Raw genomic sequence first — 15,907 nt, 5'->3', positions numbered from 1 at the left:
AGGCAGAAGCTGTAAAGTTTTTTTGAATAACAAAGAGAGCCTTCGTATCTCTCCCTGAATAATGGGCGAAGAGCAGATTTGAAGCAACCAGGAATAATCAGATTGAGGACCCCGACTTCTCACATGAAAATTCTCTCCGTCCACTTGCAGGGGTTCCTAAAGTCTTAAGTAAGGAAAATGCTTGCTTCACTTGGCCTAGATAGTCAACCGAGCAAAAAAGATTCCTCATTGTAGAGGGTTGTGACTTTAAAGCAACTTCCCTTACCACATGATTTGCTTTCTCTTGCAACTGACCTTCATTAATGCCTTGCGAAATCTCTTGCAGCACGTCAGACCTTGAAGAATTCAGCAAATAACACCATCAATTCAAGCTCCTTCATCTCGAGCACTTGGTTCAACTCATAAAGTTGACAGCGAAAAACCTCACGCTCCGAACCCATCGCTCAAACACCATTCTGGGAGAATCAAGTCCCGCAGAGGAAGTCGGCGCGCGGAGAGGTTGACTGCCGACGCAGGAGTCTCTTTCGCTTTCCGGTCCACCGGGAGCGGCCTTCCAATACGGACGAACGGTAACCCGAATCGCATTAGCCTCGAGCCACTCTCCCATAAACGTGCGAAGTCGATCGCTACGAAAGGCAAACCACGGTTCATGTTCTTCTGTTGGCATCATCAGAACATCTTTAAAACGAAGAAATGCCCCCCTCCCATCAATAGCCTGCTGAAGTTTCGCATGTAATTCTTCATCGACTACCAAAGGGATAAATCGCTGCATCCATCGGTACTGTTCGCGAGAACTAACCGGATCGAGGCCCAAATAATTTCCATCCGATGTAACACACACATGCATCTATCTATAGGTCCGTCACTCCATCCACCACCCTCAAACTTCTCTCGTAGTTAAATGAAGGTAACTGTGTACTTCGTATTTCTGGGGCGTTGTTTTCAAAAGCGTCCTCTAGTGCTTTCTAATCGACGGGCATTTCCCTGAAAAAATTGCTACTATTGCCACGTGAGCAGTGATCGCACGCTTGAGCATCGCTCATTACTACTCTCTTTTCTTTCTCAATTTGAGCAAGAAAACTTTTCTCAATCCCCCTTTAATTTCCATTTATCACAGAGTTGACTTGAGTTGCGCATGCAAATACAAGTCATTCTTTAATGTCTCGCCCACCCCCACTTCATGTGAAACATGACAAAGCAAAACAAGTTTTAATAATTTACGCGCTCATTCATCCTCCAGAATGCAGAGCTGAACTCTCATTGAGATCCTTTATTAAAAAAACATCCAAATGAGATAAGGATTCAAATCACAATTCCCAAGCCTTCTTAAGTCGCTCTATGCATTATCTAAAAAGGCGTAAAGAATCATTTTTAATTCTTTACAAGAAAAAACTTCAAATCAAAGGAAGGACAACGAATTCCATTAAGTTAGGCATCAACAACTAATGCTTTAAGCAGCCAACCATATCACCCACCCGACTGAGGGGAAAACCGTGGAAGGACTTTAAGGCACAGAAAGGACCCTAATTATCTATGCACCACCGCCGTTTTTGCTCTCTAACAACCATAGCCCTTTCCTTAGCATCTGGAGCTATTCTGGCATCCCCGAACCAAACCTCTGCTACTCCTCCAAAATCAACCACTTCCACCATGGATGATAAGGCTCTCAAGTTTGTGAACAGCATCCATCAATCCATAGGCTCCATGGTATCCAACAAACAAACTAACCAGTTTCTCGCTCTCTTCCGAGAGAAGGTCAATTTTGCAACGGTAGTCGGTGAAAAATTTAAGGCTCAGCTAGATAAGAAGGAAATTACAGAAGGACAAAAAAACACTATCGTCGATTTAATCACCCAATTGGTCGCTAAAAAATGGGAATCTCGTCTACAGAAGATCAACAAATACCAATTAGAAACGACCGTAGAAAAGCCAACATCCGAGACAGTTTGTTGGGTCAATGTAACAGCGACACCTTCCCATCCCGCCAAAATCAATAATGATACATTTCATCTCAGGTATAAGCTAACCTCACACAACAACCAATCTTTCACCATTACTGACATCGAAGTAGAAAAAACTAGTATCCCTCGCACGAACGCTCAAAATGCGCTCACAGTATATAAGAAGGGTGGATACAAGGTGATGGAGGCAACACTGAAAAAAGCGATTGAAAAGCAGGAAAGAAATAGCTCTGGGGTCCAGCTCCTTTATAAAGAAATGATCCATCAAAAGCATTTAGAAACGCCGTCGATGAGGAAAGAAAAAGTGGCTGTCTACCAGAAGAAGACGCTAAGAACCATCGACTCCTCACGGAACGCGTGGTATTTAGAATAAAATTATGCTTCATGTGCTTCGAAAGAGAGGTGTCACAGCAACCGTTTATATGGTGCTCATTGCAGCTATAGCGGTTGTCTTCGCGATCCAGCTTCGACCTGCTCTCACGAAAAGCAAAAATCCTTTTCTTCAAGGGTGCGCTGCGCGCGTTAAAGGGCGTTGCATTGAACTCAAGAGTCAACGCGCTGCTTATCTCCTCCTTGTTCCACGTGATGATCAAGGGCAGCCTTTAAAAAAGCAGGCTGACAAGATGGGACTCAACCGGATCGTTCTCGAAGGGCTTATCAAGCGAGAACTCCTGATGAAGCGGGCCAACGAGCTCGGATTTCGCGTCACAGAAGAAGAGGTCACCGATTCACTGTACAATGGATTCATTCAGGTGAGCCTCCCTCACCATCAGACAGATTTCCCTTATTTCTCGCACATTCCGGAAGGGAAAATCTATGTGGGCTTCCGCAATCCAGCAACACAAAAGTTCGATCTGAAGATCTACGAACGGACCCTGCGTTGGATGCTCGGATACTCCCCTGAGGAATTCCGAGAGGAACAGAAAAAAGAACTGCTCGCAGCCAAATTGCTCGAGTTTGTTCAGTTGTCCGTACGGCTCAGCGATCAAGAAATCTGGCAGAGTTATGCCTTCGAACACGATCAGGTGATATTGACGTCCATCGCTGTGCTCCCTTCTTTTGCAGCACGTTACGGGCTTTCAAAAGGAGCGGATAGATGGAGCGAATGGGCAAAAGAGAAAACGCACGCAGAGCGGATTGCAGATCTCGTGAAGACCCGACAGGAGGAAGAGAGCCCTAAGGCAGGCCATATTCGACATATTCTTGTCAACTGTCCCCCCCATGGCTCAGAAGAGCAAAAACAGGCAGCGCTTTTTAAATTAGCCAGCGCTGCGGATCGAATCCGCCGCGGAGAGCCATTCGCACAGGTTGCACGCGATGTTTCAGAGGACATAGGCAGCGCCTCTCGAGGGGGTGATGTTGGCGATCGTTTAGAGAATTTTGTCCCTCCTTTCCGAAAAGCAGCAGAACAGCTATCTCCAGGTCAGGTGACCAAGAACGCCATCCAGACCTTATTTGGATATCATCTGATCTTCAAAGACGATCCTCAAGCCCCTTCCCCTTCTGAGGAGGCACTCCGCAACGCTATCGCTCGTGAATTATATCAAAAAGAAAAAGGGGGAGAAGAGGCACACACACTCGCTTCGATGATTCTTCATCAAATTCGAGACAAACAAAAAGAGGGGGAGGCTGCTATCACAGATGCATTGCGGACGCTCTCCAAGCGTTCTGATCCGATCCCCCATCTCTCTGTACAGCCTTACACTGAGGAGATTACTTCTTCAGAAGAACAAAAAGCAGCATCAACTCAGGCACGAGGCAAGAAAGACGCTTTTCTCTTCTCTCCCCCTCCACGCACAGTACTCAACGATCCTGAGCGTCCCAAGCTCACCCCACTCGCCCCTTTCCAGAATCAAGAAAGAGCTCTTTCCGCTCTCCTGAGAATCGATCCGCAAACAGAAAAGAAACTGCGCGAGTTTGCTTTCAAGGCACAAAAAGGGGCCCTGTTCCCCGAGCCAGTACAGGTTGACGATCACTGGGTCCTGTTGCAGTTGAAAGAGCACATCTCTGCAACCCAACAGGACTATGACAAAGAGCGGGATAGCTATACGCAAAAGCTCTTGGCTATTAAGCAGCAAGAGGCGGTTGCCCTTTATACTCAACAGCTCTGGAATGAAGCGAAAGGGGAGATCAAGATCTACTCTTCCAATCACCATGCTGATACCGAGAGTACAGAGAAATCTTCCGTTTCAGAAGAAGCAGAAGAGGATGAGACGGGATAGCTATTCTTAGTCTGCTATAACTGCATGAGGGTGAAGAACTCGATTGGCACAATTCACAGATCTAGGTCTCAACATACAACAGACAACACTTGACAACGGGCTGCGTGTCGTTACGGTTGCTCAGCCCCACTTGCATACGGCTCATTTAACACTTTTTGTACGTGCAGGGTCCCGCTTTGAAACACGCGAAAGCCATGGACTCAGCCACTTTCTGGAACATATGGTTTACAGAGGTACCAAACGTCTCCCGAGCGCTCATGCGATCGGCCTCTCCTTTGAACGCCTGGGCAGCTTCCTCTACGCATCCACACAAGCGGATAGCACGACGTTTTCAGCCTCTGTTCCGCCTGAGTCGCTTGAACAAGTCTCCCTTCTTTGCGGAGAAGTGATCGGTTCCCCGCAATTTTACGATATCGATATTGAAAAGAAGGTAGTCTGTGAAGAGATCCTAGAAGATCTCGATGAGTATGGAAGGCCGATCAATCCCGACAATCTCTCTCGAGCTCTGATCTACCCCCACCATCCTTTAGGATTAACCATCCCAGGCGACGCGCAGACAGTTTCTTCGTTTGAAGAAAGCATGCTCCATGCTCATCACACGCTCCATTATACGGGGGCATCTTGCGTTTTAGTCTTATCAGGAGCGCTCGATCCGCAGCGCAGCTTAGAATGGGCCGAGCGCGCTTTCGCTTATTTCCCCAGAGGGTCTGTTCTCTCCACCCCTCCACCTGTACATCGCCAGAAAAAAGCACGCCTTAAGATTGTGCGACACCCTTCGAGTCAAACGGCGCTGCGCCTGTGTTTTCGCGCTATTGCAGAGACTGACTCTCGGTACCCTGCCCTCGAGTTGCTACTCCGTATCATCGACGATGGGATGTCGACACGTCTCTACCATCAGATCTGCAACCAAAAAGGGCTCTGTTATGATGTATCCTCTGGATACGACGGATATGAAGATGACGGAATCATCGATTTTGCAGCCTACGCTCACCACACACAGGTCCCCTTGGTCGCCCAAGGGATCCTTTCTCTTCTACATGAATTAGCTACGCAGGGTCCTTATCAAGAAGAACTCGACCAAGCCTATCAGCGCTGCTGCTGGGATCTGCGATCCATGCTCGATTCCCCTGAAGACATAGCTAGTTCTTATGGATATGGGCTCTTGGCCAACCGCTTTCAAACTTCCGAGCAGAAGCTCGCAGTTCTCCGGCAAGTAACCTGTCCAGACGTCCAAGAAATGGCTCGCATGCTGATTCAGCCCTCGCGTCTCAATGTAGTAGCCGTAGGGCTCTTACCGAGAGAAGCGCGCCAAAGGCTCTCTGATATCGTCCATGGGTGGGAAGGGGCCTAGCCGGATTCAGAAGCATCGTCGACTCGCCCCTGTCCCCAGAAACGGATCAAAAGCCGTGCAACTTGCGCCGCCTGAGTCCACTGCATCATGTGCCCAGCTTGATTGAGCTCAGCCTGAGTGAGGTTGGCAAAGGAAGCGAGCCGTTCTTTTTCATCCGGAGGACGAAATCCCGTAGGACCTCCATGGATATACAATACCGGCTGAGCGATCCGCTCAGCAAAGGCTCGGAAGTAATCCTGTCTAAAGGGATAAGGATAAGCCGCTTTGTAACGCGGATCCACACACCACACGATACGATCTTCCCCAACGGATTTGGTGAGGTAAGAGAGGCGGCTTCTCAAAACGTCTGCATCGACCCTAGGATGGCGCAGGCAGAGGCGGCGGTACGCCTCTTCAAGAGGCATCCCTTCCACTCCTTCCTGTTGACAAGTAGCTCGGATCACTTTCATCTCCTTGAGCCAGTTGCGCATACAATCGACCGAAGCGCTCAATGGCTCAGATGGAGGGCCGAGCCCTTCCAACAGCGCCAACCGAGCGATATGTTCTGGAAAGGTTGCGGTGTACAGGGTACCGATAATTCCCCCCATCGAATGGCCCACCATGAAAAGCGGGAGAACAGGATCTTTGAAAAGGCTCATCTCCTCCAATAAAGCTTCGAGATCCGCAATATAATCCGCAAAGTAGTAATAATGCCCTTGCACAGCATGAGACGCTTCTCCAAACCCCCGCACATCGGGTGCAATCACGCGAAAAGAAGCGGAAGTCAATGCGGGAGCAACAAGATCCCATGTTCCAGCAGCATCCATATAGCCATGCAAAAGGATAGCAACTGCAGTAGGTTCCCTCTCGCCTACCCATTCAAGCACATGTTGTTGAAGACCGTTCGCGTAGATAAAATGAGAAGTTGGAGATGTTGTCATGGTTCGAAGCCAGCCCAGAAGAAACAGTTTAGATCCCTTCCTTTTTCCTTTACCCCCTTTTTGACATTTTGTAGTGATAAAATTGCTCGAGGAAATCGACGAAACGTTTAAAGTAGAATGTCGTTTCGTCTCACCCCCCAGTTCAGGATGAACACCTGACCAAAGAGGCCCACTTATGCATACACTCACACTTATCCCCGGCGACGGAATTGGACCTGAAGTAACTGAAGCAACTCAAAAAATCCTTGTAGCCTCAGGGGTGCAGATTGAATGGGAAGTCCATCAAGCAGGGGCAGCAGTAGCAACCACTCAAGGAACTCCCCTCCCTCAAGAAGTGCTCGATTCCATTCGCCGCAACAAAGTGGCGCTCAAGGGACCTATCGGAACCCCTGTTGGCAAAGGATTCCGCTCGGTCAACGTTACCCTGCGTCAAGAGCTCGATCTATACGCCAACCTGAGACCGATCCGAAGTCTGCCCGGAGTTGAGCCCAGGTTTGAGGGGACTGACCTCATCATCGTCCGAGAGAATACCGAGAGCTTGTACGCAGGGCTTGAGCTGATGGTCATGCCTGGTGTTGCACAAGCGCTCAAACTCATCACCGAACGGAGTTGTCTCCGCATTTGTGAATTCGCGTTCGAGCACGCCAAAAAACTAGGGAGGAAGAAGGTTACAGCTGTCCATAAAGCGAACATCATGAAGATTTCAGATGGCTTTTTCCTGGATTGCTTTCGCCGCATTGCAGCGCGTTATCCCATGATAAAAGCGGCAGAAGTAATTGTGGACGCCTGCGCTTTGCAGATGGTCAAACAGGCCAACGCACTGGATGTGATTGTGACAGAAAATTTGTATGGAGACATCTTGAGCGATCTCGGCGCTGGACTTGTGGGGGGACTTGGGATTGTGCCAGGAGCGAACATCGGCTATGAATGCGCTGTGTTTGAAGCTGTACACGGCAGCGCACCCGATATTGCAGGGAAAGGGTTAGCGAATCCCACTGCCTTGATTCAAAGCGCGATCATGATGCTTCATCACATCAATGAGATGGATGCCGCGCACCGCATTGAGCAGGCGCTCTTGACCGTCTACTCAGGGAAAGAAGGGAAGACGGTAGACGTCGGAGGCTCCGCATCCACGCAGAAGTTTACCGATTTAATGTGCAAAGCACTTGAACGTTGATCGCAAGTTACCTTTCTTCCATCCCCTTTTGCGGATTCAGACTGGGATCTCCTCAGTGAGCAGGCGAGGATAGGCAGCTCATCTCAACAGAACTGGTTACACTGAAGGAAAGAGATGCAATTAAGAACCTAGAAAAGCGATCAAGAATGCGCTAAAGGTACAATAAATGACAGAAAATCATCTTGTTTCCAATCCTTTCCTTCTGCAGTGGGTTAATGAAATTGCTCAGCTTACAAAACCGGATCAGATTGTTTGGTGTAATGGTTCTGATGAAGAAAAAGAGCGATTGACGCGAGAAGCTGTTGAAAAAGAGATTCTCCTCCCACTCAACCATAAAAAATTACCTGGCTGCTATTTTGCAAGTTCTCATCCCAACGATGTAGCTCGCGTCGAACATTTGACTTTTATCTGCACACCTACTCAGGAAGAAGCTAAACCGATCAACCACTGGATGGCCCCATCGGAAGCCTACGGTAAGCTCCGCACGCTGCTGGAGGGATCGATGAAAGGGAGAGTGATGTATGTCCTCCCCTATCTCATGGGGCTCCCTGGTTCTCCAATGTCAAAGGTCGGCGTCGAGATCACAGACAGTCTCTATGTTGTGCTCAACATGCGGATCATGACCCGCATGGGGCGTGTAGCGCTGGACGTTTTGGGTAACTCTCCTGACTTTAATCGAGGGCTACACGCGCTGCTCGATTGTCATCCAGACAGAAGATACATCTGTCACTTTCCACAAGACAACACCATATGGTCTGTCGGTAGCGGTTACGGGGGGAATGTTCTTCTCGGAAAAAAGTGTCTCGCTCTCCGGATCGGCTCATATCTCGGTAAGAGAGAAGGGTGGCTTGCAGAGCATATGCTGATTGTGGGGATTGAAAACCCACAAGGAGAAATCACCTATATGACAGCGGCTTTCCCGAGCGCTTGTGGGAAGACCAATCTAGCTATGCTGATCCCTCCCGCCTCCTTTAAAGGATGGAAAGTCTGGACGGTGGGCGATGATATCGCCTGGATGAAAGTCGGGGAGGATGGAAGGCTTTGGGCCATCAATCCAGAAGCTGGCTACTTCGGTGTAGCTCCTGGAACTAACTACACTTCCAACCCCAACGCCATGGAGACCATTCGAAAAAATACGCTCTATACAAACGTAGCACGCACACTTGACGGAGATGTATGGTGGGAAGGAAAGACAGAAGAGCCTCCGGACAACTTGATCGACTGGCAGGGGCGCCCTTGGAAGAAGGGGTCTTCGGAAAAAGCAGCCCACCCCAATTCTCGGTTTACCGCTCCGATTCACAACAATCCTGTTCTCTCGAAATTTGCCGAGGATCCCAAAGGGGTTCCGATCTCGGCTATTATTTTTGGAGGTCGGCGCAAGGATACGATGCCTCTTGTGCTTCAGTCTTTCCACTGGACCCATGGAGTGTTCATGGGGGCCACGATGGGTTCTGAGACGACTTCGGCGGCGATAGGACAGGTCGGGGTTGTCAGGCGAGACCCAATGGCGATGCTTCCCTTCTGCGGTTATAATATGGGGGATTATCTCCAGCACTGGCTGGACATGCAAGCTCACATTACGGATCCACCTGCCATTTTTACGGTGAACTGGTTTCGTCAGGATCAAAAGGGACGCTACTTGTGGCCCGGGTTTGGCGAGAACATGCGGGTGCTCAAGTGGATCATCGATCGGGTCAAGGGATGCTGCGGGGGGAAGGAGACTCCGTTCGGGTGGGTTCCTCGGGCAGGTGACATTGATGTCGAAGGGTTGTCTCTGTCTCCTGAGCAATTCGAGGAAGTTACCCGAATCAACCTTGAAGAATGGAAGCGAGAGCTGGAACAGCAGGAGGAATTTTTTGACCAACTTGGCCCTACCCTTCCTAAGCCTCTCAAGTTAACTCGAGAGCTTCTTATCGAGCGTCTTCGCTCCCTTCAGACATTCCAAACAGAACACAAAGCGAGAAAGAAAAAAGATTGCTAAGGTAAAAAATGGGGAGGTGGCGAGTGAGGATGGGCGAAGGGGAAAGAGGGGTGTGTAGAAGATGCTTCTCTACTCCAAGCTCTTGCACTTGACAAGTAAATTTGGCCTTGAATTTCTGTCTCTTGGACGAACCCATGTTCTCAGGGAACCATAGATCCCTAAGCGATGGCTAAAAAATGGTGCTCGAATTCGTCATTATTCGTAGACACTGAGATGCAATATTCTTACTTTTTAAGGTAAGTGTATCTAATTTTGTTTGAGGAATCAGGCGGCAATCCTCTTCTCGAAGGTCTGTATCATTCCTTAATGATAAGGTAGAACGCAAAGGCATTAAAAACGGACTCTTCTTGAAATAGATTTTTAACTTTAACCTTTACAGTTTTTGATACAGGAATGTAATAGACTAAGGTTTTTTTATTGCCACCTTTAAACTCAGTTGACTGAGAAAGGGGTTTGAGTCCCCTGAGCAGCGTCTTCTAGAGACTCTCCCTCTGTGTCAAGATATTGAGTCCTGCATCTCTCTAGCATGCCGAAATTAAAGACTCACATATCCAATATGTTTTGATGAGCCTCGTGCAAGCTCTTGGAGCATTTCAGTAAGTTGAATCATTTTTTCGGCGTAACCAATGGCTGAATGAAATACTATCGCCCTAATTTGAGGAAGCGAAGCGTGAGGTGGCGTAAAGAAGTATGCTTCTTATCCAAAATGGCTCTAATCCCACCATCCGTTATCTTACCTGTATCACGGATAATCACAAGGTCTTCAAGATGAGAAAAGTCCACTTGACCGGCAAGTTACTCTAGGTTTTGTTTGGTACAATCTGCTTCCAGTAAGACTAGCGTCTTCAGGAAGGGGAGGTGATTCTTACCAATTTGAGAGAGAAATGGAGCCACTCCTCGATCTTCTAATTGAAGAGGTGCCAGTTGAGGAGACAGCAGGGGAGTTGCCACAAGAGGGGCTGCCGTTACGGTAACTATACGGAAGAGAGGTTAGTTGATTGGCAAACCTTCTAGCCACCGCTTCAAACCAGCTGATCAGTATCCCTACAGTCGATTCCTAGATGCTTAATGGACTCCTTGAGGGAGGAGGAGCCTGCTAGGGTCTCTATAGAAGACAGCAGTACAGCTTGACTTCTAAAGGAAGGTCCTGTGATGCCAGTTTGCGCAACAAGCTCAATATCTTCGTCACTAATATGCGCATCTGAAGGGATGTTTAGTTGGATAGGAAGACCAGCTTCAATAGCGTTTAGCAGTACTTCTTTAATTTTATATTCGAAAAGGCATAAGGCGCCAACATCATCATCCTGAAGGTTCTGATCCCAAAAAATGTGGGAGCAGAGAGAAGCTTTCGACTTTGTGAGGAACCCAAGAGAACAACACGTTGTGAAACCATTGGACGCTCCCCTTCGAGGAAACTTGGGGCCTCACATCCTGCGTGAGCGAGAATCCAATATACAGAAAAGGGTAAACTTCAAGTTTGCACCTTATCTTAATTTCCCTTTCAGAGAAGGTGTCTTGAACAATTCAAACACCCGACAGAAACCTAAGCCAGAGGATACAAGCAAGAATGAGTGCGGGATTTAAATTAGGTTAAGATTCATCTTGCTTTAAACATCATAATAGAGGAAAAATTCATAAGGGGTAGGTCGCTGATAGGCAGAATGCAACTCGTGAGTTCGCTTGTATTCGATCCAGCCCTCGATGACGTCCTTTGTAAAGACATCCCCCTTGAGGAGAAATGTATGATCTTGAGCGAGTGATTCAAGCGCTTCTTCGAGACAAATAGGCATTTTAGGAATTCTTTTGGAGGTCTCCTTGTCCAAGCTGAAGATATCTTTTTCTAAGGCAGCGCCTGGCTCTAGGCGATTTTGAATGCCATCCAGTCCAGCCATCAGCATGGCACTAAAGGCGAGGTAAGGATTGCAACTTGAATCGGGGAAACGTGCTTCTATCCGACGCGCGTCGGGGGAAGGCACCGTGATGGGAATGCGAATGGCAGCAGAACGATTACGGCTCGAATAGGCTAGATTAATCGGGGCTTCAAACCCTGGAACGAGCCTGCGGTACGAATTAATGGTAGGGTTGGTCAGAGCGGCTAACGCTTTGGCATGCTTGATCAGACCACCGACGTAATAGAGTGCCAGTTCAGAAAGACCTGCATACTTATCTCCCGCGAAAAGAGAGCTCCCCCCTTTCCAAAGCGATTGATGACAATGCATTCCTGAGCCATTGTCGCCGAAAATTGGCTTAGGCATAAATGTGGCCGTTTTCCCATGCTGACGAGCCACATTTTTAACAACATACTTGAACCACATCAGCTGATCAGCAGATGGCAAGAGACGGTGGAACTTGATGCCAATTTCGCATTGCCCCGCGCTGGCCACCTCGTGATGCCCGACCTCCACCTCGATCCCCCCTTCTTGAAGAACGAGCATCACTTCTTGTCGAAAATCACCCAGCGTGTCTGTAGGGGGGATGGGACAATAGGCCCCTTTATGGCGTGGCTTGTATCCTAAGTTAGGGCACTCGTCTCGACCGCTATTCCATCCCCCTTCTATGCTATCAATCGCATAAAAAGCCGCGTGAGATTGAGAATGGTCAAAACGGATGTCATCAAAGATAAAGAATTCAGCTTCTGGGCCTATAAAAAACGTATCTGCAAGCCCTGTTTGCTGGAGATAAGCTTCTGCTTTCCGAGCAATATAGCGAGGATCGCGCGGGTAAGGGGCCTTCGCCAGCGGATCATAGATGGAGCAGATCATGCTTAGGGTGGACTGCACGAAGAAAGGATCCATCTTGGCTGTCTCAGGATCGGGGATCATCACCATATCCGATGCGTGGATCGGCTGCCACATACGCAAGGATGAGCCATCAAATGCGATCCCTTCAGTCAAGAGACTTTGATTGAGGCGATGAACGGGGATCGTCGTATGTCGCCAAGCTCCTAAAAAGTCGACAAATTTCAAATCCACAAACTTAGCACCGTGCCGCTTTGAAAGATCACTGATTTTGTCTAGGCTCATGTTCTCGCTCCTCCACGCTAATATAAGGCATCTCCAAGTGAAAATGAATGAAAAAGGCTGTTTCTTGGATAAGGTAGAACGATCCCGGTAGTTAGGTCACCACTCAACGACTGTTGTCCTCATCTCATCCATTTGTTCTCCTAAAAGCGAATTGTGAATTAAACAAGATAATCTGACGAGTGAGCGATATGGTAGGAATAAAATTGGGAAATTGGAGAGATTCTTTCAAGCAAGAGACCGATGGGCAACACAGACTCATCAGCGTGGGGCTGCAGGGAGTCATCATGCCCTTGCAACTACTGTATTCGCACAGCAAGAGGAGTGGGAAGTCGATGCGCTTTTATTCCCTCAGCTGTATAGTCTTCATGCTGTCAACAATTTGCGAGCTACTCTGGCACATGAAATCCATGCACACCCGATCGAACACATTGGGCGTCGCCCCTCTGTGCTCTGGTCGCTCCGATCAAAGGGGGCGCGTTTATTGGACCCCCCCTGGGGAAAGTAATGTCACGAGTTCATTAGAATATGTGTAGGCTGCCAGGGAATTGGTGGAACAAATTCGAGCTGCATGTTTACCTTACCCTCATGCAGTGATCGTACCGCTTGGTTCAGGGGAGACAGCGGTAGGACTTGTAGTGGGTTTAGTTTTGGAGGGACTGCCGACTCCTGTTCGTGCTGTCGTGGTGGTGCGTCCTAGCTGGTTGACAAGGGTATATAATTCAGTTGCTGCACGCTCTAAAAATTAAGAGGTGTGGTATCGAGCAGCAAAGGATGGCTTTTGAATTGCTCAAGATCGGTTGGAATTATCGAGGAAAGGGTTACGGTTATCCTTTATAGTAACACCCCATGACTAAAGAAAAAATTGCTCAAGCTGGGATGGCGTTGGATCCCATTTATACAGCGAAAGCGTTTACCTCAGCACTCCACCAACTACAAGAACTACCCCCACAGAACCGTCCACGGTCTCTTCTTTATTGGCATACACTAGCAGATCCTTTAACCTTGGTTTTCTCTTCTGCACACGTAAAAGATGCACCTTTGGACGTCCGCTTGAAACGATTGTTTGATGAATAGGGAAGACGGTGTTCGACTCTCTTTTTTTAGGTGAGGTGTGGAGCGAAAGTCTCTGTTAACAAGCCTGCTAATCGCAGTGATCATCTGTTTTTTTTGGATCGATCGTCCCCTTGCTTTCCGTATAGAGGCTTTGCACTATGGCTATCGGATCGAGTTCCGTTTGTTTGAGAGAATTCCTGAATTGTTCATTCCGACTGCGTTCGTGGTATTATGCCTTCTCGGCGGACTCGGGTTAGGAGCAAGGCAATCCCGGCTGAGTGATTTTGGATTTCATTTTTCTCTTTCTATTGCTCTTTCTGCATGGATGCAGGATGTCCTCAAGCCTGTTTTCGGAAGAACGTGGCCAAACACATGGACGAATGGAAACCTTTCGTTGATTCGCAATGGAGTGTATGGTTTCCATTGGTTCCATAAGGGGGTGCAGTACGCTTCATTTCCTTCCGGACACGCGACCTGTATCACCGCTGGAATGGTCAGCCTCAGTTTATTTTTTCCACGTGCCCGCTGGCTGTTTTGGTTGGGCATCGTCCTGACAGAACTTGCTATCCTGCTTCAGAATTTCCATTTCCTTGGGGATTTGATCGCAGGGACCTGGCTCGGCACCGCAATCGCTCTCTCTATCAATCGCTTCTGGAAGATTGAAGAATAAAAAATCCTTAAACGTTGTCCGACTTTGCTTGTATCCCTTGCTTAGACTGCTGTCAGGCACTTGAACTGTTCAAGACACCTTCTAAAGGAGAGATCGAGATGAGATACAAGCGTCAAAGTCTACTTTTTTTATATGCTGGATTCTTGCTCACACAGAATGTAGAGTACTGACCTCTTTCGAACAAGAGCATCCAACGGTTTCGCAACATGCTGTCCTTCCAGGCTCTTCACAAAATCAAAAGTCCCTACCTCCTATCCAATCCTTAATCACCCACCCCTCTACGGTGAATTTATGGTCTTATTGGTTTTCAGAGCACGAATTGGAATAAAGCCAAAGACTGTCTTAGAAATCTCAGGTATCATCCGATGAGAAGGCTCTCATCAGGCTATCAGAAAAGTAAGATACTTTCTTACTATCCTTAAGATACTTGCAAATGATGGCGCGACAGAAATATTCAAACGGGAGGCTTTGGTCATTAAAATCGATAGGGTCTTGGCAATCAACTCCCCCCTACATACCACTGCAACAGAAGCTCTTCCCCTTGAAGTTCTCCCGCCGCTCCCTCGACTGGAATATCTTGAATTAAAAGGTTGAGCAGTGGGTCGATTTCTCTCTCCTCAAATTGGTAAGAACCACCCCCCTTCCTGAAGACGCTAGTCTTACTGGAAGCAGATTACACCGACCAAGGCCTCGAGGAGTTTGCCATTCAGGGTGACTTTTCTCGTCTCGAAGAAAAAGATACTAGGATTCAAGCCATCTGGCTCAAAAGCCTCCATTGAAATGGCTCGCTCGATGGGCCTCTTCTCTTAAGAGATAACAGTCTTAAAAGCTGGTTGCATAAACGGATGGTCAACTCATAGAGCTGGTATTCCTAAGCCCTGATCTCATGAAAGGATTCTTCCAACAAGCCTCTCAACTTCCTAAAACTTGGTCGATTGTATTTCATCATAATGTCGGTCTCACTCTAGCAGAAATCGAAGGTACACTTGTAGCTCGGACATCTAAGGTTCCACTCAAGATGTCACCTTATTCACTCGAAGAGCACGCTATTGCAATCCAAAAGCAAAAGAAACTAGACTAGAGAAGGAAGATAGAATATGACCTTAGAATTTGAATTGGTTGCACGCAAAGATAGGAATATTCCCCGTATCCTCAGAGAGCTTGCTGGAGATTCGCTAGTACCTATCGAAGCCATGGATCTCAGGCTACGTTCACCAATTGCAGTAGCTGATTACGAAATATTGCGTCTAAGATTAAGTATCTCTCCGTCCATGGGACTACCGATGCACTCATCGAAGGACTTAAACACCTCTCTACGTCAAAAGCATTTAGAAAGTACAATAGAAACACCCACCTCTCTCATTCTCTCACATCAGAAAATTCGAATATTCAGAAGCTATTCGATGAGAAAACCTTTTTTGATTTCCTCCATATCTGCTTTACACTAGAGGTAGCCGCCTTCGTGAAGAAGCAACTGATTTCCGCAACAAAACTAACCGGACTTATCTTAGACATTACAGATGAAATCCCACTCACTTCTCTACAAATG

At 47.8% G+C, this 15,907-nt stretch carries 12 protein-coding genes; 9 read left to right on the top strand and 3 right to left on the bottom strand.

Annotation, left to right across the window (positions count from 1 at the left end; all coding sequences use genetic code 11):
* Nucleotides 1-394: 394 nt before the first annotated feature.
* Entirely contained in the window at nucleotides 395-847 is a 453-nt protein-coding gene (locus BCY86_RS01095) for a UPF0158 family protein (protein WP_075276074.1), read from the bottom strand.
* Between the two features lie 686 nt (nucleotides 848-1,533).
* Between BCY86_RS01095 and BCY86_RS01090 the strand changes: the two genes are divergently transcribed.
* Genes BCY86_RS01090 through BCY86_RS01080 form a run of 3 tightly spaced genes read left to right on the top strand, consistent with a single transcriptional unit; the run spans nucleotide 1,534 to nucleotide 5,534 of the window.
* Nucleotides 1,534-2,334 (top strand): hypothetical protein, encoded by an 801-nt coding sequence (locus BCY86_RS01090; protein ID WP_156864970.1) that lies wholly within the window; start codon nucleotides 1,534-1,536, stop codon nucleotides 2,332-2,334.
* Between the two features lie 4 nt (nucleotides 2,335-2,338).
* Nucleotides 2,339-4,183 carry a peptidylprolyl isomerase gene (locus BCY86_RS01085; RefSeq protein ID WP_075276072.1) on the top strand — a complete coding sequence of 615 codons (1,845 nt, stop codon included), beginning with the start codon at nucleotides 2,339-2,341 and terminating at the stop codon, nucleotides 4,181-4,183.
* Between the two features lie 43 nt (nucleotides 4,184-4,226).
* A complete protein-coding gene (locus BCY86_RS01080; RefSeq protein WP_075276071.1) occupies nucleotides 4,227-5,534 on the top strand; it encodes a M16 family metallopeptidase in 1,308 nt (435 codons plus the stop codon).
* Here BCY86_RS01080 and BCY86_RS01075 read toward each other — a convergent pair.
* Entirely contained in the window at nucleotides 5,531-6,454 is a 924-nt protein-coding gene (locus tag BCY86_RS01075; RefSeq protein WP_075276070.1) for an alpha/beta fold hydrolase, read from the bottom strand. The genes BCY86_RS01080 and BCY86_RS01075 overlap by 4 nt on opposite strands.
* A gap of 175 nt (nucleotides 6,455-6,629) precedes the next feature.
* On the opposite strand from BCY86_RS01075, the gene BCY86_RS01070 reads away from it, so the two are divergent.
* Nucleotides 6,630-7,631, top strand: coding sequence for an isocitrate/isopropylmalate dehydrogenase family protein (locus BCY86_RS01070; protein ID WP_075276069.1), 1,002 nt, complete (start codon nucleotides 6,630-6,632; stop codon nucleotides 7,629-7,631).
* Nucleotides 7,632-7,797: 166 nt separating this feature from the next.
* Nucleotides 7,798-9,612 (top strand): phosphoenolpyruvate carboxykinase (GTP), encoded by a 1,815-nt coding sequence (locus BCY86_RS01065; RefSeq protein WP_075276068.1) that lies wholly within the window; start codon nucleotides 7,798-7,800, stop codon nucleotides 9,610-9,612.
* 1,607 nt (nucleotides 9,613-11,219) lie between these two features.
* On the opposite strand, the gene glnA is transcribed toward BCY86_RS01065, so the two are convergent.
* Entirely contained in the window at nucleotides 11,220-12,635 is a 1,416-nt protein-coding gene (gene glnA / locus BCY86_RS01055; protein WP_075276066.1) for a type I glutamate--ammonia ligase, read from the bottom strand.
* A 211-nt stretch (nucleotides 12,636-12,846) separates the two neighbouring features.
* Between glnA and BCY86_RS01050 the strand changes: the two genes are divergently transcribed.
* The 4 genes from BCY86_RS01050 (at nucleotide 12,847) to BCY86_RS01035 (ending at nucleotide 14,358) form a co-directional block, all read left to right on the top strand.
* Nucleotides 12,847-13,140 carry a hypothetical protein gene (locus BCY86_RS01050; protein WP_075276065.1) on the top strand — a complete coding sequence of 98 codons (294 nt, stop codon included), beginning with the start codon at nucleotides 12,847-12,849 and terminating at the stop codon, nucleotides 13,138-13,140.
* A 43-nt stretch (nucleotides 13,141-13,183) separates the two neighbouring features.
* Nucleotides 13,184-13,381, top strand: a complete 198-nt coding sequence (locus BCY86_RS01045; RefSeq protein WP_075276064.1) for a hypothetical protein — start codon at nucleotides 13,184-13,186, stop codon at nucleotides 13,379-13,381.
* Between the two features lie 100 nt (nucleotides 13,382-13,481).
* Complete coding sequence (locus BCY86_RS01040) at nucleotides 13,482-13,709, top strand: hypothetical protein (RefSeq protein WP_075276063.1); 228 nt, start codon at nucleotides 13,482-13,484, stop codon at nucleotides 13,707-13,709.
* 37 nt (nucleotides 13,710-13,746) lie between these two features.
* Nucleotides 13,747-14,358: a phosphatase PAP2 family protein gene (locus BCY86_RS01035; protein ID WP_075276062.1), complete on the top strand. Its 612-nt coding sequence runs from the start codon at nucleotides 13,747-13,749 to the stop codon at nucleotides 14,356-14,358.
* Nucleotides 14,359-15,907 lie beyond the last annotated feature (1,549 nt).

Source organism: Pajaroellobacter abortibovis (genome assembly GCF_001931505.1).
Taxonomy (GTDB): domain Bacteria; phylum Myxococcota_A; class Polyangia; order Polyangiales; family Polyangiaceae; genus Pajaroellobacter; species Pajaroellobacter abortibovis.
This window is presented reverse-complemented; position numbering and strand designations above follow the sequence as displayed.

Bases quoted from the DNA above. Each gene is read 5' to 3' on its own strand.
- BCY86_RS01095 (WP_075276074.1), bottom strand. From the start codon at position 847: ATGCATGTGTGTGTTACATCGGATGGAAATTATTTGGGCCTCGATCCG.
- BCY86_RS01090 (WP_156864970.1), top strand. From the start codon at position 1,534: ATGCACCACCGCCGTTTTTGCTCTCTAACAACCATAGCCCTTTCCTTA.
- BCY86_RS01085 (WP_075276072.1), top strand. From the start codon at position 2,339: ATGCTTCATGTGCTTCGAAAGAGAGGTGTCACAGCAACCGTTTATATG.
- BCY86_RS01075 (WP_075276070.1), bottom strand. From the start codon at position 6,454: ATGACAACATCTCCAACTTCTCATTTTATCTACGCGAACGGTCTTCAA.
- BCY86_RS01070 (WP_075276069.1), top strand. From the start codon at position 6,630: ATGCATACACTCACACTTATCCCCGGCGACGGAATTGGACCTGAAGTA.
- BCY86_RS01065 (WP_075276068.1), top strand. From the start codon at position 7,798: ATGACAGAAAATCATCTTGTTTCCAATCCTTTCCTTCTGCAGTGGGTT.
- glnA (WP_075276066.1), bottom strand. From the start codon at position 12,635: ATGAGCCTAGACAAAATCAGTGATCTTTCAAAGCGGCACGGTGCTAAG.
- BCY86_RS01040 (WP_075276063.1), top strand. From the start codon at position 13,482: ATGACTAAAGAAAAAATTGCTCAAGCTGGGATGGCGTTGGATCCCATT.